Origin of the sequence: Mycolicibacterium stellerae (assembly GCF_003719305.1) — a bacterium.
Lineage (GTDB): Bacteria > Actinomycetota > Actinomycetes > Mycobacteriales > Mycobacteriaceae > Mycobacterium > Mycobacterium stellerae.
On sequence record NZ_RARC01000010.1, the window covers coordinates 180,973 to 207,512 of the forward strand.

Genomic DNA, 26,540 nt, shown 5'->3' on the forward strand with positions numbered 1-26,540 from the left:
GCGAGGTTACCGTGCTCGCATGAGCCGGTCCTACCTGCTGACCAACGAGTCGATCTGGACCGGTGATCCCGCGCAACCCTGGGCTGCCCTGCGCGGCTACACCGCCAACGGCGCCTACCAGCTGCGCCTCGAGCAGCGGACCGGCACCTTGACCGTCGGCAAGGCCGCCGACCTGACGGTGCTCGGCGCCGATCTGTTCCGCGTTGATGCCCACGAAATCCACGCCGTGCCCGTCGTCTTGACGATGATCGACGGCCGGATCACCCACGACGCCCGCTGAGTAGATTCACAATGGCGCCATGGCGTTTCATGGATGGCCGATCGAGGCGGTGGAGTTCTACGAGGGCCTCGAAGCCGACAACTCGAGGGTGTACTGGCAGGACAACAAGGAGGTCTACGACCGCCGCGTGCGCGCCCCGATGGAGGAACTGCTCGCCGAGCTCGCCGACGAGTTCGGCGCGGGCACCATGTTCCGGCCGTATCGAGACGTGCGGTTCAGCGCCGACAAGAGCCCGTACAAGACCACCTGCGCCGCCCGCATCGGCGCCGGGTACGTGTCGTTCTCCGCCGAGGGACTGTCCGCGGGCAGCGGGCTCTACATGCCCGAACCGGCGGCGCTTCAACGCTTCCGCGCGGCGGTCGACGCCGAGGAGTCCGGTGCCGAGCTGTCGGACATCGTCGCCGCGCTGAACCGAGGCGGCTACCAGACGATGGCCCACGATGTGCTCAAGACCGCACCGCGGGGCTATCCGGCCGACCATCCGCGTATCGAGCTGCTGCGGCACAAAGGCATCGCGATGATGAAGAGCTGGCCGGTCGGCGCCTGGCTGGGCACCAGGAAGGCCAAGGACCGCGTGGTCACCACGCTGCGCGCAGCGGTACCTCTCAACGAGTGGCTGGCCCTCAACGTCGGCTGAGCCCGCACGGCCCGTTCCGGCCACGGTCGCCGACCGGTAGCCTTAAGGCCGATGACGGATCGCGCCGCACAACACGGCATCTCCTATGCATCGGCCGGGGTGGACATCGAAGCTGGTGACCGCGCCGTCGAACTCTTCAAACCGCTGGCGAGCAGGGCAACCAGGCCCGAGGTGCGCGGCGGCCTCGGTGGCTTCGCCGGGCTGTTCGCGCTGCGCGGCGGCTACCGCGAGCCGGTGCTGGCCAGCTCGACCGACGGCGTCGGCACCAAGCTGGCCGTCGCCCAGGCGATGGACAAGCACGACACCGTCGGTCTCGACCTGGTCGCCATGGTCGTCGATGACCTGGTGGTGTGCGGCGCCGAGCCGCTGTTCCTTCAGGACTACATCGCCGTCGGCCGCACCGTGCCCGAGCGGGTGAGCGAACTGGTCGGCGGCATCGCCAACGGCTGCGTGATCGCGGGTTGCGCGCTGCTCGGCGGTGAGACCGCCGAACATCCGGGGCTGATGGCGCCCGACCACTACGACATCTCGGCCACCGGTGTGGGCATCGTGGAGGCCGACGACGTACTGGGTCCCGACCGCGTCAAACCCGGCGACGTGATCATCGGCATGGGCTCGACCGGGCTGCACTCCAACGGCTACTCGCTTGCTCGCAAGGTGCTGCTGGAGATCGACCGGATGAACCTAGCCGGACATGTCGAGGAGTTCGGCCGCACGCTGGGCGAAGAGTTGCTCGAGCCGACCCGCATCTACGCCAAGGATTGCCTGGCACTGGCCGCCGAGACGCAGGTCCGAACGTTCTGCCACGTCACCGGTGGCGGGCTGGCGGGCAACCTGGAGCGGGTCGTCCCGCACGGGCTGCTTGGCGAGGTGGATCGCGGCACGTGGACCCCCGCGCCGGTGTTCGGCATGATCGCCCAGCGCGGCCGCATCGACCGGGTCGAGATGGAGAAGACGTTCAACATGGGTGTCGGCATGATCGCTGTCGTCGCACCCGAGGACACCGACCGCGCACTCGCGATCCTGACCGCACGGCACCTGAACTGCTGGATTTTGGGCACCGTCACCAAAGGCAGCAAGGACGGCCCACGAGCCCAACTCGTGGGTCAGCACCCACGGTTTTAAAGGAAAGGCGCCTACCGGCGCCAGTCGTCCTCTTGGACCCACTCATCGTCGGCGAGACCGCCTCCGCCTGAACCGTTTCGGTCGTCGGTGTCGGTCGCTTCCGACCCGGCCAGCTCTTGCCGGAGCCGCTCGAAATCGGTCTGCGGTGAGCTGTACTTGAGCTCACGAGCAACCTTGGTCTGCTTTGCCTTAGCCCGGCCGCGGCCCATGGGGGGACCCCCTCGCGCAATAACGGAGCGGCCCAATTAGAAGGCGGCTCCGATCTGTGTGTGTTTATTGTCCTGCCAACACTTTACCGTGCCCGTGCGCGCTGCGCTGGCAGGCCCGTCCGACGGCCCTTCGGGTCACCGTGTGCCGCCCCGCAGCCGTTCGACTGCGAGCCGTCCCGCGCCGACGCCATCGGCGGGCGGTATCGAGTCCGCGTCGATCGCGGCGGCCACCTGGTTCTCGCCGCCGGTGGTCAGCGCGGTGTCGGCGGGCAGCCCGCGCTTGAGCAGCGCCAGGGCGACGGGACCGAGGTCGACGTGGTCGACGACGGTGCCGATGCGGCCGACGGCACGCCCTCCCGCGAGTACCGGGTCACCCGTGTTCGGTCGATCCGTTGACCCGTCAAGGTGCAGCAGCACCAACATCCGAGGCGGTTTTCCGAGGTTATGAACCCGCGCGACGGTTTCCTGGCCGCGGTAGCAGCCCTTGTCGAGATGGACCGCGCTGCCGATCCAGCCGACTTCGTGCGGGATCGTCCGGTCGTCGGTGTCGACCCCGAGCCGCGGTCGCAGCCCGGCCACCCGATATGCCTCGTAGGCCCACGTGCCGGCCCGCCGGACCCCAGCCGCGGTCAATCGGTCGACCCACTCGGCGGTCTGTGCGCGCGGAACGACCAGGTCCAGTTCGATGCCGGGCCCGCCCATCCGGCGCACGAAACCGCCGTCCGGCATAGGGGTCGCGGTGTTTTCAGCTGGTAGCGAATCGAGCCCGAGTGCGCCGAGCACCCGACCCTCTGCCAACTGGGGGCCCAGAAGCGACAACACGGCCATGTCGGCAGGCTCGATCGCGACCTGGGCCCAGAACACCATCTTGCGTAGATAGGCCAATAACGGCTCGGCCCGCCACGATTCGGTGTCGAGATAGGTGACATCGCCGAGCTCGGTTTGAATCCAGTGATCTTCGACACGGCCCTGGCCGTCGAGGCTCAAATTCTGGGTGACGGTGCCGTCCGGCTGCTCGGCGACGTGTTGGGTGGAGATGTTGTGCAACCAGCTTTTCCGCTCACCGCCGGTCAGTTCGAGCACCGCCCGGTGGGAGCGGTCCACCACAACCGCCTCGTACATCGCGGCGCGTTGCTCACCAAGTGGGTCGCCGTAATGCCAGACGGCGCCTGCGTCGGGTCCCGATTCGGGTGCGGGAACTGCTGACATGGCTTCAACTGTACGGCGCTACGCTTCTTGGCCATGGCGGGCGAACCGGGGATTGTGGTCACGCTCGACGGGCAGTTGCATGATGCGCAGACACCACTGCTGCACGCCGACGACCTGGCTGCTGTGCGCGGCGACGGTATCTTCGAGTCGCTGCTCGTGCGCGACGGCCGACCGTGTCTGCTCGAGGCTCATCTGGGGCGGTTGACGCAGTCGGCGCGGCTGATGGACCTTCCCGACCCCGATCTGCCGCGCTGGCGTGCGGCGGTAGCGGCCGCGACGTCTGCGTGGACGGAACAGGGCGGCGGCGAGGGCGTGCTGCGGCTGATCTACAGCCGGGGGCGGGAAAGCGGGTCCGATCCGACGGCATTCGCCATGATCGGCGCGGTGGCAGGCAGGGTCGCTGCGGCACGCAGAGACGGGGTGGCGGCCATAACGCTTGCCCGCTCGCTACCCGCCGAGAGCGCCGCCGAGATGCCGTGGCTGCTGGCAGGCGCCAAGACGCTGTCATATGCGGTGAACATGGCGGCGCTGCGGCACGCCGAACGCCAGGGCGCGGGCGACGTGGTTTTCATCAGTTCCGAAGGCAACGTCCTGGAGGGCCCGCGGTCGACGGTCGTGATCGCCACGGAGATCGACGGGCGGCTGGGTCTGCTCACCCCGCCGCCGTGGTATCCGATCCTGCGCGGCACCACACAGCAGGCGCTGTTCGAGGTGGCCCGCAACAAGGGCTACGACTGCGACTACCTCGCGTTGCGTACCGCCGATCTATTTGCCGCACAAGGGGTTTGGCTGGTTTCCAGCATCACGCTGGCGGCCAGGGTGCACACCCTCGACGGCAAACCGTTGCCGCCTTCGCCGATCGCCAGTCAGGTCAGCGAGCTCGTCGACGCCGCGATCGTCAGCGATCGCTGAGCGCGAACCGACCATTTCCGACGGCGAATGCGCGCCGCAGAGCTCAATCCAACTCGCGGCCAGCAGTTTCGGGGTTCGGAGAATCTGCAGAAGTAAATCACTGGCAGCCGCGCGCAACCGCGAGTAACTTCGTCGGTACACAGGGAAGGAGGTGGTCCGACAAATTGATTGACTTATGGACATGTGAGGTGGCTGCGAGCTAGCAGCACCGGGGAGTCACCCGCGCGCGCTGGCGAATTCCCCGCAGTCACCCGGCCCCCGAGCCTCTCGGTTTGTCCAACCAGGAACAGCGGCTCGGGGGCCGCACCATATCTGAACCACGCCGACTGTCCCGCATCTACGCTCGACCCCATGCGAGTTTCTGGGTCGACGGTGCTGCTCACGGGCGCCTCCGGTGGTATCGGCCACGCGATCGCCAATGCCATCGCCGACCGTGGCGGCCGACTCATCGTCACAGGTCGCCGCGGCGACGTGCTCGACGAGCTGATCGCGAAGTACGGCGGACGCGCAATCGTTGTCGACCTGGCTGACCGCGAGGACGTCGAACGTCTGGCCAACGAGGCCGGCGACGTCGACATCCTGATCGCGAACGCCGCTTTGCCCGCATCGGGCACGCTCGATTCGTTCACCGTGAACGAAATCGACCGTGCTCTGGACGTGAACCTGCGGGCGCCGATGATGCTTGCGAGAAAATTCGCGCCTGCGATGGTCAACAACGGCCGCGGCCATCTGCTGTTCGTTTCGTCCTTGATCGGGAAGTTCCCGTCGGCCACCGCCCCCGTGTATTGCGCCGCCAAGTTCGGCCTGCGCGGGTTCTCGGGAGCCATACGCACCGACCTGCGCGGCACGGGGGTCGGCGTGTCGGTCGTTTTCCCAGGGATCATCCGCGACGCGGGGATGTTCGCCGATGCGAAGGTTGACGTGCCAAGCGGAGTGGGCACCCGATCGCCGCAAGATGTGGCTCGCGGTGTCCTCAGGGCGATCGAGAAGAACCGGGGCGAGGTCGTTGTCGCGCCGGTAGCGCAGCGGCTGCTGGCCACCTTGGGCGCCGTATCTCCCAGGGCAGTTGCCGCTGTCTCGAGGCGCGTCGGTGCGGACGCGATGACCCTAGAGGTGGCAGAGGGTCAGCGCGACAAACGCTGACTGCACGGTGCGGCGGTGGCACGGCACCGGCGACGGGCTCAGCGCTGCTCGGGCATGGCTTGACCCTGTGCGCCGTGTAATGATGCGGCGCATGCCTTCGCTGTGCCTGCTCGTCGCGCTGCTGGCCGCCATGCTGGTCAGCTGCGCTCCCGCGGCGCAACAACCCGCCGCTACAGGCCTATCGCACTGCAAGAGGGATTCGCTCGACACCCTGTACAAGGGAGTCTTCACCTACGGGACCGACCAGCCCGTCTACCCACCGTGGTACATGGGCGACAACCCCGAGAACGGCGAGGGCTTCGAGTCCGCCGTCGCCTATGCCGTTGCCGACCGGCTCGGTTACCCGCGTGAGGATGTGCGGTGGGTGCGGGTGCCGTTCAACGCGGCGCTGGCGCCGGGAACCAAGGAGTTCGACGCCAGCCTGTCGGAGTTCTCGATCACCGACCAGCGCAAGGCGGCGGTGGACTTCTCCACGCCCTACTTCGACGTCACGCAGGCAGTCGTGACAATCGAATCGTCGCCTGCCTCGCTGGCACGGAACATCGACGCGCTGCGGCCGCTACGGCTCGGTGTCCAAGTCGGCACCACCAGCTATACGGCGGCTACCTCCGTGAACGGCATCAACCCGGTGGCCGTGTACAACACCAACGGCGACGCGAAAATGGCGCTGAGTAGCGGGGAGATCGACGCGTTGGTCGCCGACCTGCCCACCGCCCTGGCGGTGGCCAACGAATTGCGTGACGGTATCATCGTCGGCCAATTGCCTTCTGCCACCGACGAAATCGAACAGTTTGGAATCGTCCTCAACAAAGACAGCTCGCTCACCCGGTGCGTATCCTCGGCCGTCGACGCACTGCGCGATGACGGCACGTTGGCGTCGCTGCAGAACACCTGGCTCGCCGAGGTGGGAAAAGCACCCGTTCTCCGCTAGCCCGCATCGGGGCCGGGCGCCATCGACGCACACGCCTCCGTGGCCTTGTGCCATGTCGCCTCGTCGGAGCCAGGCGGGGGACCTGCGACGGGTCCGGGAGGAGCCGAAACGCCATGCTCCTGAAGACATTTCGCGTATGCCCCGTGCCCGCTGGGGGCGGGCGTCGACGACTCCGGCGACGGCGCGTCGTTCGATGACGAGCAGCCTGCGACGACGACCGCCGCGGTGAGAACCGCAGCCAACCGAACCCTGTTCATCAACCCGCGAACCTCGTCAGCCTGGCCGACAGATGCGGCACCAGTCCGCCGTCGGCGTCAACGCGCTCCTCTACGTAAGCCAAGTCGCCGCCCCCGACAATGCCGTACAACCTTTTAGCGCCACCGACGAGCATCCCGGACTTGCTGCGCGCCAACGCATCAGTGGCCAGTTCCCACGACGACTGGTTGAGCGGCCTGCCGTAGAACAACTCGACATAGCCCGCGGAGTGGGCCAACAGCAATTCGATCGCCTGGGATTCCACAGGGTCGTTCGGATCGTTGACGAACCGCCAGAAGCCCGACTCTCGCAGGCCTCGTTCGTCGTAGTCGCCGGACTCTTTGAGCCGCCACGACCGCGCCTCCCAGATCAGGTAGTCGCCGCCGTCATGGGCGACCACGATCTGCTGCCCGAATCGATAGTCGCCCTGGGCCCCCCTGCCCTCACCCTCACCGCGCCACACGCCGACCAGCGGCAGAAGCGCAAGCAATGCCTTGTTGAGGTCGGCGCCCTCGCGCAGGTTGGCGGTATCGGCAGGGGCGGGCAGGTCGGAGAATCCCGGGATGTTGCGGGCCGCGGTCACTTTCGCCCGTTCGGCAGCGGCGGCGACCGCTTGGTCGCCCGATCTGCCGGCGACGGGGCTCTCGTCAGAAGTCACGATTCGTCGGTGATGAGCCGATACAGCGCATACAGCGCGAACCAGGTGATGACTACGGCGGCCGCGACAAGCAGGAGTTCGAAGAACAAAACCACGGCGCGAGTCTAACCCTCGAGGGTCTTGGCTTCTTCGACGGCTTGTTGTAGGTACCCGGGGCAGAATTCGGAAGCCGCCGCGCCGAGAAAGTAACCCACCTGGGTCTGGGTCCACCCCGTCTCGGCGGCGCCTTGCGCGATGATGTCGGCCGCCGACATGCCGGAATCCAACTCGCCGCAGATGTCATGTCCGAGATCGACCAGGGGCTGCCCATCACCCGACCAGGAGAACCCGCCGGCCTCAAGGGTCTTGAGGAACGCATCGTCGTCGGAATCGGCCGATGCGGTCGGGGAGGCAACCAACCACAGAGCCGCGAAGGCGGTCATGGTCGCGCTTTTCATCATCACATCAAAGGTGACGACCGCGACCTTCGCAGTGCATCCACAGCGACCACTGCGACAGTCGTCACACCGGCGCGCATGCCGCGCCGCCTTCGTCGCTACGCGACCTTGACGTCGACCTCGTGAATGCCCGCCCCCGACGGCGCGACGCTTGCGTCGCCGTTGCCCGCAGGCGACAGCGCACGCAGTGTCCAGGTGCCGGGCGCGGCGAAGAACCGGAAGTCACCGGTGGCCGACGCGACGACCTCGGCGGTGAACTCGTCAGAGGCGTCCAGCAGGCGCACGAAGGCGCCGCCGACGGACTGACCGGAGCCGTCGACGACGCGACCGGTGATCACCGTTTCCTTCTCCAGGTCAACGCCTGCAGGCAGCGTCTGTCCTTGCTTAGGTGCAGAGCACATATCAACTTCCCAACTCAATCGGGGCACCCACAAGGGAGCCGTATTCCGTCCAACTGCCGTCGTAGTTCTTGACGTTCTTGTGCCCCAACAGCTCCTGCAGCACGAACCAGGTGTGCGACGAACGCTCGCCGATGCGGCAGTACGCGATCGTCTCCTTCTCGCCATCCAACCCCGCCTCGGCGTACAGCTTGGCCAGGTCGTCGTCCGACTTGAAGGTCCCGTCCTCGTTGGCCGCCTTGCTCCACGGAACATTGATGGCGCCGGGGATATGCCCGGGACGCTGGCTCTGCTCCTGCGGCAGGTGAGCGGGCGCGAGGATCTTGCCGGAGAACTCGTCGGGGGACCGCACGTCGACCAGGTTCTTCTCGTTGATCGCCGCGATGACCTCGTCACGGAACGCGCGGATGGTGTTGTCGGGCGCCTTGGCGGTGTAGCTGGTGGACGGCCGGTCGGGCACGTCGGTCACCAGGGGGCGTCCGTCGAGTTCCCACTTCTTGCGGCCGCCGTCGAGCAGCTTGACGTTCTCGTGGCCGTACAGCTTGAAGTACCAGTACGCGTACGCGGCGAACCAGTTGTTGTTGCCGCCGTACAGGATCACGGTGTCGTCGTTGCTGATGCCCTTGTCCGACAACAGCTTCGAGAACTGCTGGGCGTCGACGAAGTCGCGCTTGACCTGATCTTGAAGCTCGGTCTTCCAGTCAAGCCGGACCGCGCCTGCGATGTGGCCGCCTTCGTAAGCGGTGGTGTCTTCGTCGACCTCGACGAAGACGGTGATTGGTGCGTCGAGATTGCTCTCGGCCCAGTCGGTGGTGACTAGGACGTCGGAGCGAGCCATGAAAGAGATCCCTTCGGTTGCTTGGTGATTGAGGTATTACGCGGGCAGTCGCGAGCGGCGCAGTCGCGCCACAAGCGGGTAGAGCTGACAGCCGAGACAGATGCCGAAGGCCGCGTTGAGGAACGCGGCCACCAAGGCGAACCCGGTGGCGATCAACCCGAGCGTGCCGAGACCCGTTGCGAATCCGACCGTGCCGACGACGGCGAACACGAACCCGACCAGTTGGGCGAACTTGAGTGGCGGCACCGGCTCCCTCTCGGTCACCGGTGCGAGCCGGGGAGCCACCAGCTTGGCGAAGATCAGGCCGTACGGGTGCTTACGGGGCCCGCCGAGGGCACCGATCGCGAACACGACGGCCTGCAGGCCGAGGATCGCCGCGGCGGCGCCAAGGCTGACGCTCGAGACGAGCAGCGTGATGACCAGGACCGCGGTCGTCAGCCACGCGGCGAATCGGGGGCCACGAACGTCGACCTGATCAGTCTCGGCGAGCGATGTCAGTCGGGATGTCATGGAAGTCACACTCCTGTTGTGTCGGATAGGGCTGGGTGCGAGCAGGCCACATGGGCTGCTCCGAGCGAGCGCGCAAGGTCGCGCGGCTGCGCTCAGCAGCTACAACAACAACAGCAAGAACCCGCGACGCGGCACAGATCGACTGCGCGGCGTTTGGTGAGCATCACCTGGAGGCGGGCGGACACGCCGGTCAGCTTACCCAATGACATGGTGATCAGGCCAACAGCGGTTCAAGCGCCGACCGCAGGTCAACAGCGGTGGGTACGCCGGAGGCGCGGTATCGCTGGCGGCCGTCGGCGTCGAACACGAACGTCGTCGGCAGCGAAAGCACCGAAAGTCGGCGGGCCGCGGCCGGATTGGCGTCCATGTCGATCTCCACGTGTGCCACCTCTGGCAGCTCTCCGCACACCTGGTTGACCACCCGTCGCACCCCGGCGCACGGACCGCACCACACCGCGGTGAAATGCACGACGGTCGGTCCCGTGCGGGATAGGCCGAGGTCAGACGTGTCCACGGGCGCTGAACCGGCCGTGTCGGTGGTGTCCCTGAGCAGCCCGGCCCGCAGGGCGATCAACCTGTTGATCACGTAGGCCATCCCAAAGGCCGCGATCAGCACGACGACGATCACGGCAAGTGAGGGGCTCATGACTGTGTGAACTCATCCAGCGTGACGATTACTCCCTCGGCGATGCCCTCGACGATGACATCCGATCCGCGGGCTCCTTCGCTGGTCGGGGCGATGCCGAAAGGCAATTTCAACCCGGGCAGGGCGGTGGTGAACGCGGCCAGCACGGCCTGCGTCTTGTCCTCGGGCACCGACTGGTCGGCGGTGCCCGCCCCGGTGAGCACGCCCGTCGCGGTGAACACCAGCGTGGTTTGATCGGGGCCCGCGACGGAGAGGTCCACCGAGATGCTGACCCTCTCGTCGAAGTCGGCCGACTTGGGTGTACCCGTGAAGACCAGGCCTTTGTTGCTCGAGATACCCGATTCGGTGGTGCCGCCGGTGGGATTGTTGGCTTCCTTGAGGGGTGTTTCCACCAGCAGGTCGGGGATGCCCATGAAGCGGCCAAGGTGGGTGGAATCGATGATGGTGCGGCTCTCGACCTTGGCGACAGGCAGCTTGGTGCTCGCGTCGATGAGCCAGGAATCCCTCGGCACATCGATCGAATACAGGGTGGCTTCGTAGGACACTTTGCCTGCCACTGGGTGATCTACGCCATTCGCACGAATCTCGATCTGGCTGTAGTGCCTGCCCGTCGCCTGCGAAATAAACGGAAATCCGATGATGCCGACCCACGGGTCGAAATTCAGCTTCGCTTCGCTCCGAACGGCCCTGGCCAGGCGGTATTCGGCGTAGATAGCCGCACCGAAGTCGACTCCGATCGCCGCGATCACCACCGCGGCGACCGTCGATACCGCCGCGATCGCCAGCTTGCGCACCACGACATTCTGGCTCACGGCAGCAAGCCCACCCTGCTCGGCGCGGCTAATAAGCATGCGGCGGGTTATCGTTAGTCCACCGGTAACGCCCAGATGTCGGCTACGAATCTGGGAGGTATCGCGGACAGCGATGTCCGTCAATATCTGCCCGGCACGCTGGAGGGCCTGTTGGATCTACTGCTATTAACCGCCGACCCGCATCCGGAGTCGGTACTGCCCTCGTTGTCGCTGCTTGCCCATCACGTGCGAAATGCGCCCACCGAGGTCTCCTCGTTGCTGGAAGCAGGCAGCGCAGATGTCGCGATCGTGGACGCGCGAACGGATCTGGCGGCCGCGCGCGGGCTGTGCCGGCTGCTGGGCACCACAGGCACTTCGGTTCCCGTTGTGGCCGTGGTTAACGAGGGCGGCCTCGTCGCGGTCAACGTGGAATGGGGGCTCGACGAGATCCTGTTGCCGAGCACCGGACCCGCCGAGATCGACGCGCGGCTGCGGCTGCTGGTTGGCCGTCGCGGCGGCGCGGCGAGTCAGGAGAACGCGGGCAAGGTCAGCCTCGGCGAGCTCGTCATCGATGAGGGCACCTACACGGCTCGCCTTCGCGGTCGCCCGCTTGACCTCACCTACAAGGAATTCGAGCTGCTGAAGTACCTGGCCCAGCATGCGGGCCGGGTGTTCACCAGGGCGCAGCTGCTGCAGGAAGTGTGGGGCTACGACTTCTTCGGCGGTACCCGCACGGTCGACGTGCACGTTCGTCGGTTGCGCGCCAAGCTCGGCACCGAATACGAATCGCTGATCGGAACGGTGCGCAACGTCGGATACAAGGCGGTGCGTCCGGCCAGGGGCCGCGCGCCCGCCGCCGGTGCGGATGCTCCCGACGACCTCGACGACGCCTACGACACGCATATCGGGCTGCCCGAAGAGCTGGCTGACCCGCTGCATAGTCAGTGACCTCGTATTCCTGGCGCGCCGGCCTCGGCGACGAGGACCAGCACGCGATCAGGGCATTGATCGCCGCGGCCAAGGAGGCGGACGGCGTCGCGCCCGTCGGTGACCAGGTGCTGCGCGCCCTTCCGCACGACCGCACCCGGCACTTTTTGGCGCTCGACGGTGACTCCATCGTCGGCTACCTCGATGTCGCTCCGGCGACGGACGAAGGCCCGGCGATGGCGGAGCTCGTCGTCGATCCGCACGCGCGCAGGCGCGGCATCGGATCGGCGATGGCCCGCGCGGCATTGGCCGATGGTGGGGACGGCACCCGCATCTGGGCGCACGGCGACCTGGAGGCCGCGCGTGCGACGGCAAAGAGCGTGGGGCTGGAAGCGGTCCGCGAGCTGCTGCAGATGCGGCGCCCGCTGACCCAATTACCGCCGGTGTCGATCCCGCCCGGCGTGCGTGTCGACACCTACCGAGGCGCGGAGGACGACGCCGAACTGCTGCGCGTCAACAACGCCGCCTTCGCCTGGCACCCCGAGCAGGGCGGCTGGACGGATGCCGATATCGCAGAGCGCCGTGCCGAGGCCTGGTTCGACCCTGGGGGGTTGTTCATGGCGTTCGACGAGGAGACCGGTCAGCTGCTCGGGTTCCACTGGACGAAGGTGCACAACGAGCGTCTCGGCGAGGTGTATGTGGTCGGCGTCGATCCGGCCGCACAGGGCCGCGGAATCGGCGCGACCCTGACGCTGATCGGGCTGCACCATCTGGCGGATCGGCTTTCAGGTGATTCCCGGCCAGTGGTGATGCTTTACGTCGAGGCAGATAACTCGGCGGCGGTGAACACCTATCGGCGGCTCGGTTTCGAGGTGTTCAGCACCGACGTCGCCTACGCCGCCGAAAGCTCCGGCTAAGCGCAGCAGTTGGGGTCGAGAACGGCGCACAGGGCAACGAGTGCCTCCCTGCGCGCCCGGTGGTAGACGTTCATGCCGCGACGGTCCGACTCAACCAAACCGGCGTTGCGGAGTTGGGTGAGGTGATGGCTGACGGTCGACTCGGTCAGATCTACCGCAGTTGCCAAATCGCCGCTGTTCTCCTCGCCCGCAGGCGAACTCAACAACAGCGACATGAGCTTGACCCGTGCCGGATCGGCCAGCGCTTTAAGCCTTAGCGCCACTTCGAGGGCCGCATCGTCGCCGACGGGACCCGCGGCGACGGGCGCGCAGCAGACTGGGCCGGAGATGTCTATGACTGGGAGAGCCTTTGGCATGAGACCATCTTGCCAGAGAGATTGACATATATCAAAAAGGTGGCATTATCGGATTGTCCATAGTTCGATATATGTCGAAAGTCTAGGAGGTCCGCATCATGTCCCGCGTTCAATTGGCTCTCAACGTCGACAACCTGGAAGAGGCTGTCACGTTCTACTCGAAGCTCTTCAACACCCAGCCCGCAAAGCGCAAACCTGGGTACGCCAACTTCGCGGTCGCTGAGCCACCGCTGAAACTGGTGCTCATTGAGAACCCCGGTCAAGGGGGCAGCCTGAACCATCTTGGCGTCGAAGTGGAGACAAGCGAAACCGTGCACGGGGAGATCGCCCGGCTCAGCGGGGAGGGCTTGTTCACCGACGAGGAGATCGGTACTACGTGTTGCTTTGCGAAGCAGGACAAGGTCTGGGTGACCGGCCCGGCCGGCGAGAGGTGGGAGGTGTACACCGTGCTGGCGGACTCGGACACCTTCGGAACCAGCCCCAAACAACCGGGCGCGGATGGCGAGCCGGTGTGCTGTGGCACTGCCGAGGCTGATGCCGACGACGAGACGGTGAGCGCGGGCGCGGCCTGCTGCTGACGTTGTCGATGGTGGCTGGTCCCGTCCGACCACTGCTGCGGGGCCAGCGCCGCCGTCATCATCAGAAGTTCATTTGCGACCGACTTTGATCACTGTCAATATTGACGAATGTCGAATCAACTCCGGGAAGCAGACGCCCCGTGCTGCACGGTTGCGCCGTTGACGCGAGAACCGTTGAGCGCGCAAGCGGCCGTGGAGATGGCGGCGAAGTTCAAGGCGCTGTCCGATCCGGTGCGGTTGCGTTTGCTCAGCTCCATCGCCAGTCGTGCGGGCGGTGAGTCATGTGTATGCGATATCTCCGAAGGTGTCGATGTGTCGCAACCGACGATCTCCCACCACCTCAAGGCCCTCCGCGATGCCGGCCTGCTGACGTCTGAGCGCCGTGCCTCCTGGGTTTACTACCGGGCCGTTCCGGAAGCGCTCTCGATTCTGTCGTCGCTGCTGGATGTCGGGTCTGGAGCCGAACCGACCGTCGGAGTGCGGGTATGACCGACACCACTGCGCGAAACGAAGCGTCGACAGTGGTGGCCAAGCTGTCCACCCTCGATCGGTTTCTGCCCGTCTGGATCGTGGCGGCGATGGCGGCCGGTCTGCTGCTGGGCCGCTGGATTCCCGGCCTGAACACCGCGATGGAAAAGGTGCAGATCGACGGCATTTCGCTGCCCATCGCCGTCGGGTTGCTCATCATGATGTATCCGGTGCTTGCCAAGGTCCGGTACGACCGGCTCGATTCCGTTACCGGCGACCGAAAGCTGCTGTTCAGCTCTCTTCTGCTCAACTGGCTGATCGGTCCCGCGCTGATGTTCGCATTGGCGTGGCTGCTGCTGCCGGACCTGCCCGAATACCGGACCGGTCTGATCATCGTCGGGTTGGCCCGGTGTATCGCCATGGTGATCATCTGGAACGACCTGGCCTGCGGCGACCGTGAGGCCGCTGCCGTACTTGTGGCACTCAACTCCCTCTTTCAGGTGCTGATGTTCGCTGTGCTTGGTTGGTTCTACCTCTCGGTACTGCCGGGCTGGCTGGGGCTGGAGCAGACGACGATATCCATCTCGCCATGGCAGATCGCCAAGTCGGTGCTGATCTTCCTTGGAATTCCTTTGTTGGCCGGATACCTGTCGCGGCGCGTGGGGGAGCGGGCAAAGGGCCGGCAGTGGTATGAGTCGAGATTCCTTCCACGGGTGGGGCCGTGGGCGCTCTACGGACTTCTCTTCACCATCGTGATTCTCTTTGCGCTGCAAGGTGATCAGATCACCAATCGTCCACTCGACGTTGCCCGGATCGCGTTGCCGCTACTTGCCTATTTCGCCCTGATGTGGGGTGGCGGCTACTTGCTCGGCGCCGGACTGGGATTGGGGTATGAACGCACCACCACGTTGGCGTTCACCGCGGCAGGCAACAACTTCGAACTTGCCATCGCCGTCGCCATCGCCACGTACGGGGCCAGTTCCGGTCAAGCCCTCGCCGGGGTTGTCGGGCCGTTGATCGAAGTGCCGGTCCTCGTTGGGTTGGTGTACGTGTCGCTCGCGCTGCGTCGTCGGTTCACCCACAGCGGCACAGTCGATTCGGTGCCGTCACCGACCGGCGAGCGCTTGGAGTCAGACCGATGAACCAACCAGCCAAGCCGGCCGTCCTGTTTGTGTGTGTCAAGAACGCCGGCAAGTCTCAGATGGCGGCCGGTTTGATGCGCAAAGCGGCCGGCAACGCCGTGGACGTGTACTCGGCGGGCACCAACCCGGGTGACGACCTGAATGCGCTGTCGGCAGAAGTGCTGCGTGAAGTTGGAGTCGACATCTCCGACCAGAAACCCAAACCGCTTGACCCCGAGCTGTTACGGCATGTCGACCTGGTGATTACCTTGGGACGCGAAGCTCGGATAGTCCCGATACCTGGGACGCAGTTCGAGAACTGGGACACCGACGAACCCTCGGAGCGCGGCGTCGACGGCATCGAGCGGATGCGGCTCGTTCGTGACGACATCGCCTCTCGCGTAGCGCAACTCACCTCTCAGCTGGAGAGCGACGCGAAGTGACGGACTGCTAAAGCCGAGGCAGCGCCCAGTGACCGGTCGCCTACGCTTCGACGGGGACCTCGAGTTCGGCGAGTAAGCGTCGGACCCGTTCTTCGATCTCGTCCCGGATGCGTCGCACAGAGTCGACAGTCAGCCCGGCGGGGTCGTCGAGAATCCACTCCTCGTAGCGTCTGCCGGGGAACACGGGGCAGGCGTCGCCGCAGCCCATGGTGACCACGACGTCGGCGGCCTGAACGATCTCGTCGGTCCACGGCTTGGGGTACTCGTGTGCGATGTCGATCCCGCGTTCGGCCATCGCTTCCACGGCTGCGGGATTCACCTCGTCGCCCGGCTCTGAGCCGCCGGACCACGCCACCGCCGCGTCGCCGGCCAGGCGGGTGAAAAATCCCATCGCCATCTGTGAGCGGCCGGCGTTGTGCGTACAGAGGAACAGCACGGTGGGCTTGCCGTCGTGATGCTTTCCTTCCACCCTGGCGAGAGCGTGGAGCCGTTGCCGCGCAAAACGTTCTGCCAGCAGAGGAAGAAAATTGGGTACAGTCGCGCGGCCGGCGAATTGGTCATACGACGAGTGGAGAAACCTCTCGATGGTCTCCACCCCGAACATGTCGGCGAAGTCTGATTGCAGGCGGGTGGCCGCGGTCTTGAGGGCAAGTCGCTGGTCGATGGAAAGGTCTTCACGCAATTGGTTTGCCGCGACGGGGCTGTCGGTCATGTTCGGGCTCCTTGCCTAGGGCGTTTGGATACTGCGGACGAGTCGGTCGATCCTTGCGGTGAGAACATCGACGGTGCGATCGAATGCCTCTGCTGTGGACGACCGACTCGGATCGGGAATCGACCAATGGATGCGCGCCATGTCACGCGGGAGTTCCTCGTGAGCGTTGTCGCACACCGCAATCAATAGGTCTCCCGACGCGAGGACGTCGTCAATATGCTGGGGACGGCGCGCGGGAACTGGTAACTGATGCCGCCGGGCGGCAGCGATGGCGCCGGGATGAACTTCGGCAGCGGGATGGATGCCGGCCGAAGCCGCCGGCAGCGATTCATGGCGATTCCAAACAGCGACCGCTAACTGGCTACGGGCCGAGTTCTCTGTGCATACAAACACGACACGTTGGGCCCTGCCCGCGGCCCTTGGCACCAGCGTCTCAAGCGCCTCGGCGTTCAAGCTCAGATAGGTGCGCCGGCGATCACCCTCGGAGCGTGAACGCCGCACCACATCGGCTGCCTCGAGCACCCTCACGTGGTGCGCCAAAAGGTTCGAGGGCATCGACAGGAGCACCTGAAGCTCCGACGGAGACGCGTCATCGAGCAACAGCCGGTCGACGATCGCCAGCCGGCCTGGATCACCGAGGGCAGCGTGAATCGCCGCCCGTCGACTCGCGCCGGCATCCTGCTCAATATTCATTGCCTCAATAATCACTGACTGATTCTCGGAGGTCAACTGTGCGCTGGGTTTTCTTCGTCATACGCCCTTAACTGGTTCACCTTCCGTTCACCATCAATAGGGCATCCGTTCACGGCGGGCACTTAGGTTCTGAGCCGAGCAGTGATGCGACTGCTAGACGGATCAATTCCGTCGATTTGCCCCTACTCGGTGGTGGTCGATAGCCATCACCCCTCGAACTCGAAGGAGCCAAGTGAAGCCCAATCGATTCGGTGCCGCGCTGAGCCTGTTGGCAGCTGGCGCGCTGATGCTCTCGGCTTGCGGCAGCGACGATAATGCGGGCGGTACCGGCGCAACGACGGGCGGCGGCGGCACCGCGGGAGATACCGCTTCCGGCGTTGACTGCAGCGGCAAGAAAGCGCTGAAGTCCAGTGGGTCGTCTGCCCAGGCCAACGCCATGACTCGATTCGTCACCGCTTACGAGACCGCCTGCTCCGGCTACACCCTCAACTACACCTCCAGCGGGTCGGGAGCGGGCGTATCCGAGTTCCTCGGAGGTCAAACCGATTTCGGTGGCTCCGATTCACCGTTGAGTGCAGACAAGGGCGAGGTCGAGAAGGCCAAGGCGCGCTGCGGGAGCGACGCGTGGAACCTCCCAACGGTCTTCGGTCCGATCGCCGTCACCTACAACGTGGAGGGCGTAGACGGCTTGGTGCTCGACGGTCCCACTCTCGGCAAGATCTTCAACGGCGCAGTCAAGGACTGGGGCGCGCCCGAGATCGCAGCCCTCAACCAGGGCAAGTCAATTCCCGCCGGTCCGATCAACGTCATCTACCGCAGCGACGAGTCCGGTACCACGGACAACTTCCAGAAATACCTTGATGCCGCCTCCGACGGCGCGTGGGGCAAGGGCGCGGGTAAAGCGTTCAGCGGCGGTGTCGGTGAAGGCGCAAAGGGCAACGAAGGCACGTCTGCCGCAATCAAGAGCACGCCGGGGTCCATCACGTACAACGAGTGGTCCTACGCGACGAAGCAAGGGTTGTCGATCGCCGAGATCGTGACCTCGGCCGGCCCGGATCCAGTCACCTTGAGCGCCGAGTCGGTTGGCAAGTCCATCGACACGGTGAAGATCAAGGGCGCGGGAAACGACCTCGTGCTTGACACGTCATCGTTCTACAAGCCGACCGAGGCTGGGGCCTACCCAATCGTGTTGCCCACCTACGAGATTGTCTGCTCGAAGTACCCGGATGCTGACGTGGCTCCGGCGGTGAGGGCATTCCTCACGATAGCTGTCGGCCCGGGTCAGGATGGCTTGGAAGACAACGGATACATCCCGGTCCCGGACACTTTCAAGGCCAAGCTGACCGACGCCATCAACGCGATCTCGTAGCGAACCTCCTCGATGGCTGTCACACCAGATTCGACCTCCGTGGGTTCGTCATCAACACCGACGAGCCCACGGGGGATCGGGGATACTCCAATCATGCCGAGCATCGAGCCGACGGCAAAAAAGCCGGGATCAGCGTTGGGGGCGGGCGGCAACCGGTTAGGTGACCGGATCTTCGGCTCAGTTGCCGCTGCAGCGGGTGCCACCATCATCGGCGTGATCGCCCTGATGGGCCTGTTTTTGCTCATCCGCGCCGTGCCGTCGATCGGTGCCAATCACGCCAACTTCATCACGAGCTCGGAGTTCGTCACCTCTGACGAGACGAACATGCGGTTCGGTATCGCAGGTCTTCTCCAGGTGACGGTGCTCAGCTCGGTGTTTGCGCTCGTGATCGCCGTACCGATCGCGGTCGGCATCGCGACGTTCCTGACCAATTACTCGCCGAGGCGGTTGGCCCGACCGTGTGGGATCTTGGTCGATCTGTTGGCAGCGGTTCCGTCGATCGTTTTCGGTCTCTGGGGCATCTTCGTGCTCGCGCCGTGGCTGGAACCGGTTCAGACATTCCTCAACGACAAGTTGAGTTGGTTCTTCCTTTTCGGAGACGGCAACGTGTCGTTGGCCGGTGGGGGAACCATCTTCACTGCCGGAGTCGTCCTGGCCGTGATGATCTTGCCGATCATCACGTCGGTGTCGCGGGAAGTTTTCAGCCTCACCCCCAAGGGTCACGTCGAAGCGGCCCAGGCGCTTGGCGCGACGAAATGGGAAGTCATCCGCATGACCGTCTACCCGTACGGCCGCAGCGGCATGATTGCCGGTTCGATGTTGGGGTTGGGCCGCGCGCTCGGCGAGACGGTTGCCGTGCTGATCATTCTTCGCTCGGCGGCACAGGCGGGACACTGGTCGCTGTTCGACGGCGGATATACCTTCGCCTCCAAGATCGCTTCCGCGGCAGCTGAATTCAGCGCGCCGCTTCCGACGGGCGCCTACATCGCGGCTGGTTTCGTATTGTTCGCTCTGACATTCGTGGTCAACGCGGTCGCTCGGCTTGCCGCCGGGGGAAGGGTCAGCGGAGGATGACGCAATCGACTCTGGACACCCTGGTCAAGGGGCCGACATTTCATCCGATCAGCACGAGCCGCAAGATCAAGAATCGTGTGGCGTCACTGCTGTTCGGGGCGTCCTTCCTGATCGCGATGGTGCCGTTGGTATGGCTGCTGTACACCGTCGTGGAGCGCGGGTTCCGTGCGATCATCTCGTCGACGTGGTGGAACAAGTCGCTTGCCGGCGTATTGCCGGAGCAGTTCACAGGCGGTGTCTATCACGCGATTTACGGCACGATCGTCCAGGCGACGATCGCAGCGGTGCTTGCGGTGCCGCTTGGCATCATGGCGGCGGTCTATCTCGTTGAGTATGGCCGCGGGTGGTTCGCGCGGACGACGACATTCATGGTCGACATCCTCGCTGGCGTCCCGTCAATCGTGGCGGCGCTGTTCATCTTCGCATTGTGGATATCCAGTTTCGGCTTCCCGCAGAGTGCATTCGCGGTATCGCTCGCCCTCGTGCTCCTGATGATCCCGGTCGTCGTGCGCAACACCGAAGAGATGCTGAAACTCGTTCCCGATGAGCTTCGCGAGGCGTCCTACGCCTTGGGCATTCCGAAGTGGAAGACGATCGCTCGGATTGTCATACCCACCGCCTTGCCCGGCATCATCAGCGGCGTTCTGCTTGCGCTCGCGCGGGTGATCGGCGAAACCGCCCCGGTGCTGGTGCTGGTCGGCTATGCGCGGTCGATCAACTTCGACCCGTTCGACGGCAACATGGCGTCGCTGCCGTTGCTGATCTACACCGAACTCATCAACCCGGAAGAGGCTGGACGTTACCGCGTTTGGGGGGCTGCGCTGACGCTGATTCTCATCGTTGCAGCACTGTACGTAGCGGCGGCCTTCGTTATCCGGTTCCTGACCCGAAATCGAGTCTGACGACCTTAGGAGCGGATAGTGGCAAAGCGGATAGACATCAAAGACCTGAACATCTATTACGGCTCGTTCCATGCCGTGGCCGACGTGGCACTCTCGGTGCAGCCGCGCAGCGTGACGGCCTTCATCGGGCCATCCGGCTGCGGCAAGTCGACGGTGCTGCGCACGTTGAACCGGATGCACGAAGTGTTGCCCGGTGCCCGTGTGGAGGGGTCGGTGCTGCTCGACGGCGAGGACATTTACGACGCAGGTATCGATCCAGTGAGCGTCCGCAAGACCATCGGCATGGTGTTTCAGCGCCCAAATCCGTTCCCCACCATGTCAATCAAAGACAACGTGGTCGCTGGACTGAAACTCCAGGGCGTCCGCGGCAAGAAGGCGTTGGATGAAATCGCCGAGAAGTCGCTCAGGGGCGCGAACCTGTGGACCGAGGTCAAGGACCGCCTTGACAAGCCAGGTGGTGGGCTGTCCGGCGGCCAGCAGCAACGCCTGTGCATCGCACGCGCTATCGCCGTGCAGCCCGATGTTCTCCTGATGGACGAGCCGTGTTCGGCGCTCGACCCGATCTCGACGTTGGCGATCGAGGACCTGATCGCCGAGCTCAAGCAGGACTACACGATCGTGATCGTCACGCACAACATGCAACAGGCCGCGCGGGTGAGTGACCAGACGGCCTTCTTCAACCTCGAAGCGACGGGCAAGCCCGGCAGGCTCATCGAGATCGACGACACCGAGAAGATCTTCTCCAACCCGACGCAAAAGGCGACGGAGGACTACATCTCGGGCCGCTTCGGCTAGACGGCGAGCTAGGGGGTCAACACCACCCTGGTGCCTGACGGCTCCGCGGCCGTCCACGCCTGTTCCACTTCGGTGAGGGGCCGTGTCACCGTGCGCAGGTGCAGCTCACCCGACGCCACCATGTCGAACAGCCGGGGAAGCGCCTCGGCGCGGACCCGCCCCATCACCTCAGGTGGAACGCTTCCGATCCCAACGCCCGACATGACGATTCCGTTGCCGCGCAGGATGCCCGCGGGCAGCGTGATGGTCAGACCTGCCATCGAGCCGATCTGGACGAAGCGGGTCCGGTGGTAGTGCGCCGACGGGTGGCTGGTGCTCAGCGCCTCGAGGACGCGTTCGGCGGGCAGACCCCACAGATAGTCGAGGACGGCGTCGAACGGCCGCTCGCTGTGCATCTCGGCCACCTGAGCGACGAGGTCATCCCCGAGCACGATCGAGGTGTCGGCCCCTGCGGTCAGCAGCCAGTCCAGCCGTGTCGCGTCGCGCCCCGCCGCCACCACCCGACCGGCGTCGAACACCGACTTGGCCAGCGCAACGGCCATTGATCCGGTGACTCCGGTGGCGCCGAGCACCAGCACGTTGTCGCCGGCTCGTACCGAAGCGCCGTGCTCGAGTGATATCCATGCGGACAGTCCGGGGTTCGGAACGGCCGCGGCGACGACGGAGTCGATTTCGTCGGGCAGGTCGAGCGCGCCGTGCGGGCTGACCAGCGTGCGCTCGGCCATCATGCCGTAGGGTGCCAGCGCGCCGGTGTAGATCCGGCGGCCGTCGTCGAGTCGGGCCACCCCGTCGACGCCGGGTATGACGGGGAGCTGTAACTCCTTGCTGGCGTAGTGCCTTCCCGAGACCAGCCCGCGGGTCAGGTTCGTCAGGGCGGCTGCTTCGACGGTCGCCACCACGGCGCCGTCGCGCGGCTGCGGGTCGGGAAACTCGGTGTATCGAGGCGCGACTCCCCATTCGTTGACCACGGCTGCCTTCATGGCGCTCTCTTTCGTTTCAGAGGAAATGGTTTCGATGGAAACTAATTAACAAGCTACGCCGCGCCAGGCGGGATGGCAAGATGGTTTCCATGAAAACCAAGTCGGCGCTGATCTCCGACATCAACGACCTGGTCGGTGCCGTCGGGGACAAGTTCGAGGCCGACGAGGACGGCGACGCCGAGCGCGACTTCATGGCGCAGCGGTGTCCGCGACGGCTGGAAGAGGCCGTGCGCTCCTTGCCGACGCTGTCCATGCACCTGCTGGCAGGCGTCGCCGATGGACCGGTCAGCCTCGTCGGCCTGGCGTCGCGATCTGGGCAGTTGAAGGGCACGGTGTCCAAACACGTACAGCGCCTCGTCGAGGCAGGGCTGGTGATCCGCTCGCCAATCCCCGGCAATCGCAAGGAGATCGCGCTGGAACTGAGCGCCGATGGCCGACTTGTCACCGAAGCCCACCGCGAACTGCACGACGAGATGGCGGCGGGACTGCGGGACTTCCTGATGCGCTATTCGAGTTCTGAGCTCGACGTACTGGTCAAGGTGCTGCGCGATCTGGTGAAGGCCGAAAAGGTCGGTGTCCGCATCAGCCCGGGGGAATAGTTCACGGGCAATGCCGTTCGTACCTGTCATGAGCAAGGCAGTGCGATTCGATCAGTTCGGCGACATCGACGTGCTCGATGTTCGCGACGTAGAGCTACCTGCGCCCGCAGCGGGTGAGGTTCTCGTCGAGGTCAAGGCCGCGGGAATCAACCCCGGCGAGGCGGCCATCCGCAACGGCTTCCTTCAAGACATATTCCCTTCGACGTTCCCGTCCGGACAGGGCAGCGACTTCGCGGGCATCGTCGCCGAAACAGGCTCGCGCGTCAACCAATTCAGCGTCGGTGACGAGGTCATCGGATTCAGCGAGGAGCGAGCTAGCCAAGCCGAATTCGTCGTCGTGCCCGCCGAGAACCTGACCGCCAAACCTGCACCGGTGTCGTGGGAGGTGGCGGGTGCACTGTATGTGGCGGGCACCTCGGCGTACGCGGCCGTGCGTGCCGTCGACCTGGCCAATGGCGACGTAGTGGCCGTCGCGGGCGCCGCGGGTGGAGTGGGGTCGATCGCTGTGCAGCTCGCGGCCCAAGCGGGTGCCACCGTGCTTGGCATCGCGGGCCCGTCGAACGACGAGTGGCTACGCGCACACGGCGTGACCCCGGTGAACTACGGCGACGATCTGGTCGGGCGGTTGCGGGCCGCAGCCTCCGAGGGCAGGATCGACGCCTTCCTCGACTTCTTCGGTGGCGGCTACGTAGAGCTGGCCGTCGACGGGTTGGGCGTCGCGCCCGACAGGGTCAACACCATCATCGATTTCGCCGCTGCCGAACAGTTCAAGGTGCGGACTTCGGGCAATGCGGACGCCGCCAATGCCGCCGTACTAGCCGAACTCGCGGCGCTGGTCGCCGATGGCCGACTGGAGGTGCCCATCGCCGAGGTCTTCGCGCTCGACGACGTGCGGGACGCGTACCGGACCCTCGAGCAGCGGCACACGCGAGGGAAGCTGGTGCTCCGCCCGTAACCGCGGCTAGCGCGGGGCGGGAAGTTCCTCTTCCTCGGGGAACCTGCCGGTGGCCTGGAAGATGACGCGTCGCGCCACCTCGACGGCGTGGTCGGCGAACCGCTCGTAAAAGCGGCTGAGAAGCGTGACGTCGACGGCAGCGGTGACGCCGTGCTTCCATTCCTTGTCCATCAGCACGCTGAAGAGGTGGCGGTGCAGGTCGTCCATCGCATCGTCTTCCTCGCTGATGCGCGACGCCTTCTCGGGATCCTTCGTCAGCAGCACCTCTTGGGCGCTGTTGCCCAGTTCGACTGCCACCCGGCCCATTTCGGCGAAGTAGCCGTTGACCTCCTCGGGCAGCGCGTGCTGCGGATGACGACGGCGTGCGATCTTGGCGACGTGCAGCGCGAGGGCTCCCATCCGGTCGACGTCAGCGACGATCTGGATCGAGCTGACGATCGCCCGCAGGTCGCCTGCGACCGGAGCCTGCAGGGCAAGCAGCACGAACGCGGCCTCCTCGGCCTTGGCGCTCATCCCCGCGATCTTCTCGTGGTCGGTGATCACCTGCTCGGCCAGAACAAGGTCGGCCTGCAGCAGGGCCTGGGTCGCCCGCTCCATCGCAACACCGGCCAGACCGCACATCTCGCCGAGCTGGGTGGTGAGCGCGTCTAGCTGCTCGTGATACGCAGTTCGCATATGCCCAGCTTACGGGCTGATCCGGTGAATCGTCACGATGTGCAGGGTGAACGAAAGGTGAATGCCGCTTGCCCAATGCGCGGCCGATTCGCCGCTACTCGCAGCTGGTGTCGGCGGCGTTGGTGACCGAGAGGTCCTCGGGCAGCTGGGTCGGGCTGCTCCCGGTGCCGTGCAGGACATGGACCTGCACCGAGGAGCCGCTCGGTTTCGGCGGGGTCACCGTGGCGAAATCGGAACCGAGCACCACCTGCACGGTGTCGCCCTTCCCGTTGACGCGCTCGATCGTCGGCTCGGTGAAGGCCGATGCCACTGTCGCCGCGGCTTCTTCATTTCCGGGCGAGAAGAACACCGTCGTCGAGGTCAGCGGACCCGTCGGGTAGTCGTCGGGGGTCGTGACGTTGAACCCGTGCAGCTGCAATTCGCTTGCGGCAGTGGCCCCCAAGCCGTCCTGGCCCGTCGAATTCGTCACCTGAACGGTCACCGACGTCGGGTCGGTGGTGACGGCGTTGACCAGCTCGTCGGTGGGGGCGGCGGGCTCAGGTGTCGATACTTCGCTCGTCGGCGAATCGGGCGTCTGGTTCGCCAGCGACTCCGGTGTGCCGGGAACCGGGGTGTTGTCGGCGTTGCGTTCCTCTGGCAGCGGATCGTCGTTGATGATCGCGTCGAAGATCGCGCGGGTGTCGTCCTCGCGCAGATGCTCGTTGCCCCACTCGTCCATGTATCCGGTGGTCGGGACTGTGATGAAGGTGATGCGCCCGGCGGCCACGTTTTGCAGCGACTGGCCGAGCTCCACCAGGTCCTTGGTATTGATGTTGTCGACGTAGCTGTCGTCGATGAACTGGTTGACCACGTTGTTGAGCTTGTTGAGTGAGAAGAACACTTCCTTGGAGATCAACGAGCGCAGCAGCGACGACAGGAACAGCTGTTGCCGCTTGATGCGGCCGTAGTCACCGTTGGTCTCGGTGGTCACCTGGCGGGCGCGCACGTAGTTCAGTGCGGTGTGCCCGTCGACGGTCTGGCGGCCGGCGTTGGCCAGGACGGTGCCCAGCTCGTAGTCCTCCAGCGGGGTGGTGCTGCACACCTCTACACCGCCGAGCGCGTCGACCATCTTGGAGAAGCCGGCGAAGTCAACTGCCATGAACCGGTTGATGGACAGGCCCGACAGCTTCTGGATGACCTTCACCAGGCACTTGGGGCCACCGAAAGAGAAGGCGGAGTTCAGCTTCGTCTCGGTATAAACCTCATCGGGTCCGTAGGATTCGGTCTCTTCGTCATACAGTGGGCCGTACTCACCGGTCTCGGCATTCCATGCCTCGCACTGCATCGGCTCGATGTTCAGGTCACGCGGAAAGGACACCGCGACAACGCGTTCCCGGTTGGCCGGGATGTTGACCAGCATGATGGTGTCGGAACGCGCGCCACCGGCGTCCTCGGTGTTGCCTGCGCCCATGTCCGCGTTCTCACCGAAGCGGCTGTCGATGCCGACGATGAGGAAGTTCTCGTCGCCGTACTGGGCATTGGGGTCGATGATGTCGCGGGAGCTCTGGTCCAGCGCCGAGACCCGGTTGAGCATGTTGTTCTTGGCCGACTGCCACTGCCATGCGCCGCCGGTCATCGCGAGCGCGAGCACGGCGAAGAGGGCGGCGATGGAACGGCCTGCCAACATGACCCGGCGGCGCGATTTGTGTTTAGGCGGGTCGACGGGTTCGGCCAACGGCTGGCCAACCCGCTCCGGCGCGACGCGCTCGAGCCGTGCGCGCCGCAGCGCAGCCAGGTCGGGAATCTCGTCGGCGTAGGACACCGCGGGGATGACCTCGGTGTCCGGGTCGGGCAGCTCTTCGGGTTGGGGCGGCTTGGGCCGCAGCTGACGCGGCTGCCGCGGGCGAGGCGGGGGCTGTCCCTTAAACACATCTCCGAACCCACGAGACCGAGGCTGAGACCGTATGCCGTCTCCTGCTTGACAGAACACAGAGACTAGGCATGATCGCTGAGCACAT

Annotated in this window: 34 protein-coding genes and 1 pseudogene; 18 read left to right on the forward strand and 17 right to left on the reverse strand. The window is 65.3% G+C overall.

From position 1 onward, the window contains the following. Window positions 1-19 precede the first annotated feature (19 nt). The 3 genes from D6M19_RS15220 to purM are packed head-to-tail and all read left to right on the forward strand — an operon-like array spanning window position 20 to window position 2,042. Entirely contained in the window at window positions 20-280 is a 261-nt protein-coding gene (locus D6M19_RS15220; RefSeq protein WP_123026052.1) for an amidohydrolase family protein, read from the forward strand. 19 nt (window positions 281-299) lie between these two features. After that, on the forward strand, window positions 300-917 hold the full coding sequence (locus tag D6M19_RS15225) for a DUF2461 domain-containing protein (RefSeq protein WP_123026053.1): 618 nt from the start codon (window positions 300-302) through the stop codon (window positions 915-917). A 51-nt stretch (window positions 918-968) separates the two neighbouring features. Then, the gene (purM, locus tag D6M19_RS15230; RefSeq protein WP_123026054.1) at window positions 969-2,042 is read left to right on the forward strand and encodes a phosphoribosylformylglycinamidine cyclo-ligase; all 1,074 of its coding nucleotides are present in this window, start codon (window positions 969-971) and stop codon (window positions 2,040-2,042) included. Between the two features lie 11 nt (window positions 2,043-2,053). On the opposite strand, the gene D6M19_RS15235 is transcribed toward purM, so the two are convergent. Both D6M19_RS15235 and ygfZ read right to left on the reverse strand, forming a co-directional pair. Next, a complete protein-coding gene (locus D6M19_RS15235; protein ID WP_123026055.1) occupies window positions 2,054-2,251 on the reverse strand; it encodes a DUF3073 domain-containing protein in 198 nt (65 codons plus the stop codon). 135 nt (window positions 2,252-2,386) lie between these two features. Further along, window positions 2,387-3,460 (reverse strand): CAF17-like 4Fe-4S cluster assembly/insertion protein YgfZ, encoded by a 1,074-nt coding sequence (gene ygfZ / locus D6M19_RS15240; protein WP_123026056.1) that lies wholly within the window; start codon window positions 3,458-3,460, stop codon window positions 2,387-2,389. Window positions 3,461-3,493: 33 nt separating this feature from the next. Between ygfZ and D6M19_RS15245 the strand changes: the two genes are divergently transcribed. The 3 genes from D6M19_RS15245 (at window position 3,494) to D6M19_RS15255 (ending at window position 6,446) form a co-directional block, all read left to right on the forward strand. After that, window positions 3,494-4,372 carry an aminodeoxychorismate lyase gene (locus D6M19_RS15245; protein ID WP_123026057.1) on the forward strand — a complete coding sequence of 293 codons (879 nt, stop codon included), beginning with the start codon at window positions 3,494-3,496 and terminating at the stop codon, window positions 4,370-4,372. A gap of 351 nt (window positions 4,373-4,723) precedes the next feature. After that, a complete protein-coding gene (locus D6M19_RS15250; RefSeq protein ID WP_123026058.1) occupies window positions 4,724-5,515 on the forward strand; it encodes an SDR family NAD(P)-dependent oxidoreductase in 792 nt (263 codons plus the stop codon). Window positions 5,516-5,606: 91 nt separating this feature from the next. After that, window positions 5,607-6,446, forward strand: coding sequence for an ABC transporter substrate-binding protein (locus D6M19_RS15255; protein ID WP_234834870.1), 840 nt, complete (start codon window positions 5,607-5,609; stop codon window positions 6,444-6,446). Here the strand turns inward: D6M19_RS15255 and D6M19_RS15260 are convergent. From D6M19_RS15260 to lmeA, 9 genes are all read right to left on the reverse strand, one after another. Beyond that, a complete protein-coding gene (locus tag D6M19_RS15260; protein WP_123026060.1) occupies window positions 6,443-6,703 on the reverse strand; it encodes a hypothetical protein in 261 nt (86 codons plus the stop codon). The genes D6M19_RS15255 and D6M19_RS15260 overlap by 4 nt on opposite strands. Beyond that, window positions 6,703-7,359 (reverse strand): heme-binding beta-barrel domain-containing protein, encoded by a 657-nt coding sequence (locus D6M19_RS15265; protein ID WP_123026061.1) that lies wholly within the window; start codon window positions 7,357-7,359, stop codon window positions 6,703-6,705. Before D6M19_RS15265 ends, D6M19_RS15260 begins: the two co-directional genes overlap by 1 nt. A 104-nt stretch (window positions 7,360-7,463) precedes the next feature. After that, window positions 7,464-7,796, reverse strand: a complete 333-nt coding sequence (locus D6M19_RS15275; protein ID WP_164478499.1) for a DUF732 domain-containing protein — start codon at window positions 7,794-7,796, stop codon at window positions 7,464-7,466. A gap of 98 nt (window positions 7,797-7,894) precedes the next feature. Next, window positions 7,895-8,197 carry a DUF1416 domain-containing protein gene (locus D6M19_RS15280; protein WP_027331945.1) on the reverse strand — a complete coding sequence of 101 codons (303 nt, stop codon included), beginning with the start codon at window positions 8,195-8,197 and terminating at the stop codon, window positions 7,895-7,897. Between the two features lies 1 nt (window position 8,198). After that, window positions 8,199-9,032 carry a sulfurtransferase gene (locus tag D6M19_RS15285; RefSeq protein ID WP_123026064.1) on the reverse strand — a complete coding sequence of 278 codons (834 nt, stop codon included), beginning with the start codon at window positions 9,030-9,032 and terminating at the stop codon, window positions 8,199-8,201. A gap of 36 nt (window positions 9,033-9,068) precedes the next feature. Then, window positions 9,069-9,542, reverse strand: coding sequence for a DUF4395 domain-containing protein (locus D6M19_RS15290; protein WP_123026065.1), 474 nt, complete (start codon window positions 9,540-9,542; stop codon window positions 9,069-9,071). Window positions 9,543-9,634: 92 nt separating this feature from the next. Next, complete coding sequence (locus D6M19_RS35270) at window positions 9,635-9,751, reverse strand: Ms5788A family Cys-rich leader peptide (RefSeq protein ID WP_407665348.1); 117 nt, start codon at window positions 9,749-9,751, stop codon at window positions 9,635-9,637. A gap of 5 nt (window positions 9,752-9,756) precedes the next feature. Continuing rightward, a complete protein-coding gene (locus tag D6M19_RS15295) occupies window positions 9,757-10,188 on the reverse strand; it encodes a thioredoxin family protein (RefSeq protein WP_123026066.1) in 432 nt (143 codons plus the stop codon). Next, window positions 10,185-11,000, reverse strand: coding sequence for a mannan chain length control protein LmeA (gene lmeA, locus D6M19_RS15300; protein ID WP_123026067.1), 816 nt, complete (start codon window positions 10,998-11,000; stop codon window positions 10,185-10,187). Before lmeA ends, D6M19_RS15295 begins: the two co-directional genes overlap by 4 nt. A 150-nt stretch (window positions 11,001-11,150) precedes the next feature. Here lmeA and D6M19_RS15305 point away from each other — a divergent pair, with 150 nt between their 5' ends. Continuing rightward, complete coding sequence (locus D6M19_RS15305) at window positions 11,151-11,927, forward strand: winged helix-turn-helix transcriptional regulator (protein ID WP_123026106.1); 777 nt, start codon at window positions 11,151-11,153, stop codon at window positions 11,925-11,927. Next, window positions 11,924-12,823, forward strand: coding sequence for a mycothiol synthase (gene mshD, locus D6M19_RS15310; RefSeq protein WP_123026068.1), 900 nt, complete (start codon window positions 11,924-11,926; stop codon window positions 12,821-12,823). The genes D6M19_RS15305 and mshD overlap by 4 nt, the downstream gene beginning before the upstream one ends. On the opposite strand, the gene D6M19_RS15315 is transcribed toward mshD, so the two are convergent. Next, the gene (locus D6M19_RS15315) at window positions 12,820-13,179 is read right to left on the reverse strand and encodes an Rv2640c family ArsR-like transcriptional regulator (RefSeq protein WP_123026069.1); all 360 of its coding nucleotides are present in this window, start codon (window positions 13,177-13,179) and stop codon (window positions 12,820-12,822) included. The two genes, mshD and D6M19_RS15315, sit on opposite strands and share 4 nt — an antisense overlap. A gap of 98 nt (window positions 13,180-13,277) precedes the next feature. Here D6M19_RS15315 and D6M19_RS15320 point away from each other — a divergent pair, with 98 nt between their 5' ends. From D6M19_RS15320 to D6M19_RS15335, 4 genes and pseudogenes are all read left to right on the forward strand, one after another. Then, complete coding sequence (locus D6M19_RS15320; protein ID WP_123026070.1) at window positions 13,278-13,757, forward strand: ArsI/CadI family heavy metal resistance metalloenzyme; 480 nt, start codon at window positions 13,278-13,280, stop codon at window positions 13,755-13,757. Window positions 13,758-13,865: 108 nt separating this feature from the next. Then, on the forward strand, window positions 13,866-14,246 hold the full coding sequence (locus tag D6M19_RS15325; RefSeq protein WP_123026071.1) for an ArsR/SmtB family transcription factor: 381 nt from the start codon (window positions 13,866-13,868) through the stop codon (window positions 14,244-14,246). Beyond that, window positions 14,243-15,299 (forward strand): annotated as a pseudogene (gene arsB / locus D6M19_RS15330) (ACR3 family arsenite efflux transporter); the annotation flags it as partial. The gene D6M19_RS15325 and the pseudogene arsB, both read left to right, overlap by 4 nt. Before the next feature lie 64 nt (window positions 15,300-15,363). Beyond that, window positions 15,364-15,789 (forward strand): arsenate-mycothiol transferase ArsC, encoded by a 426-nt coding sequence (locus D6M19_RS15335; RefSeq protein ID WP_123026072.1) that lies wholly within the window; start codon window positions 15,364-15,366, stop codon window positions 15,787-15,789. 40 nt (window positions 15,790-15,829) lie between these two features. On the opposite strand, the gene D6M19_RS15340 is transcribed toward D6M19_RS15335, so the two are convergent. Beyond that, window positions 15,830-16,501 carry an arsenate reductase ArsC gene (locus D6M19_RS15340; RefSeq protein ID WP_123026073.1) on the reverse strand — a complete coding sequence of 224 codons (672 nt, stop codon included), beginning with the start codon at window positions 16,499-16,501 and terminating at the stop codon, window positions 15,830-15,832. 15 nt (window positions 16,502-16,516) lie between these two features. Further along, on the reverse strand, window positions 16,517-17,194 hold the full coding sequence (locus D6M19_RS15345; RefSeq protein ID WP_123026074.1) for an arsenate reductase/protein-tyrosine-phosphatase family protein: 678 nt from the start codon (window positions 17,192-17,194) through the stop codon (window positions 16,517-16,519). 232 nt (window positions 17,195-17,426) lie between these two features. On the opposite strand from D6M19_RS15345, the gene pstS reads away from it, so the two are divergent. From pstS to pstB, 4 genes are all read left to right on the forward strand, one after another. After that, window positions 17,427-18,563 (forward strand): phosphate ABC transporter substrate-binding protein PstS, encoded by a 1,137-nt coding sequence (pstS, locus tag D6M19_RS15350; protein WP_123026075.1) that lies wholly within the window; start codon window positions 17,427-17,429, stop codon window positions 18,561-18,563. Between the two features lie 93 nt (window positions 18,564-18,656). Continuing rightward, complete coding sequence (pstC, locus tag D6M19_RS15355) at window positions 18,657-19,637, forward strand: phosphate ABC transporter permease subunit PstC (RefSeq protein WP_234834871.1); 981 nt, start codon at window positions 18,657-18,659, stop codon at window positions 19,635-19,637. Next, a complete protein-coding gene (gene pstA / locus D6M19_RS15360; protein ID WP_123026077.1) occupies window positions 19,634-20,539 on the forward strand; it encodes a phosphate ABC transporter permease PstA in 906 nt (301 codons plus the stop codon). The genes pstC and pstA overlap by 4 nt, the downstream gene beginning before the upstream one ends. Window positions 20,540-20,557: 18 nt before the next feature. Next, complete coding sequence (gene pstB, locus D6M19_RS15365; protein ID WP_123026078.1) at window positions 20,558-21,334, forward strand: phosphate ABC transporter ATP-binding protein PstB; 777 nt, start codon at window positions 20,558-20,560, stop codon at window positions 21,332-21,334. Between the two features lie 8 nt (window positions 21,335-21,342). Here the strand turns inward: pstB and D6M19_RS15370 are convergent, their stop codons facing one another. Further along, window positions 21,343-22,314 (reverse strand): quinone oxidoreductase family protein, encoded by a 972-nt coding sequence (locus D6M19_RS15370; protein WP_123026079.1) that lies wholly within the window; start codon window positions 22,312-22,314, stop codon window positions 21,343-21,345. Window positions 22,315-22,403: 89 nt separating this feature from the next. Between D6M19_RS15370 and D6M19_RS15375 the strand changes: the two genes are divergently transcribed. Continuing rightward, window positions 22,404-22,913, forward strand: coding sequence for a MarR family winged helix-turn-helix transcriptional regulator (locus D6M19_RS15375; protein WP_123026107.1), 510 nt, complete (start codon window positions 22,404-22,406; stop codon window positions 22,911-22,913). A 28-nt stretch (window positions 22,914-22,941) separates the two neighbouring features. Beyond that, window positions 22,942-23,868, forward strand: a complete 927-nt coding sequence (locus D6M19_RS15380; protein WP_123026108.1) for an NADP-dependent oxidoreductase — start codon at window positions 22,942-22,944, stop codon at window positions 23,866-23,868. A 6-nt stretch (window positions 23,869-23,874) separates the two neighbouring features. Here D6M19_RS15380 and phoU read toward each other — a convergent pair whose 3' ends face one another. Together phoU and D6M19_RS15390 are read right to left on the reverse strand one after the other, a co-directional pair. Further along, on the reverse strand, window positions 23,875-24,543 hold the full coding sequence (gene phoU / locus D6M19_RS15385; RefSeq protein WP_123026080.1) for a phosphate signaling complex protein PhoU: 669 nt from the start codon (window positions 24,541-24,543) through the stop codon (window positions 23,875-23,877). Window positions 24,544-24,637: 94 nt separating this feature from the next. Then, window positions 24,638-26,452 (reverse strand): LCP family protein, encoded by a 1,815-nt coding sequence (locus D6M19_RS15390; RefSeq protein ID WP_234834872.1) that lies wholly within the window; start codon window positions 26,450-26,452, stop codon window positions 24,638-24,640. Between the last annotated feature and the right edge of the window lie 88 nt (window positions 26,453-26,540).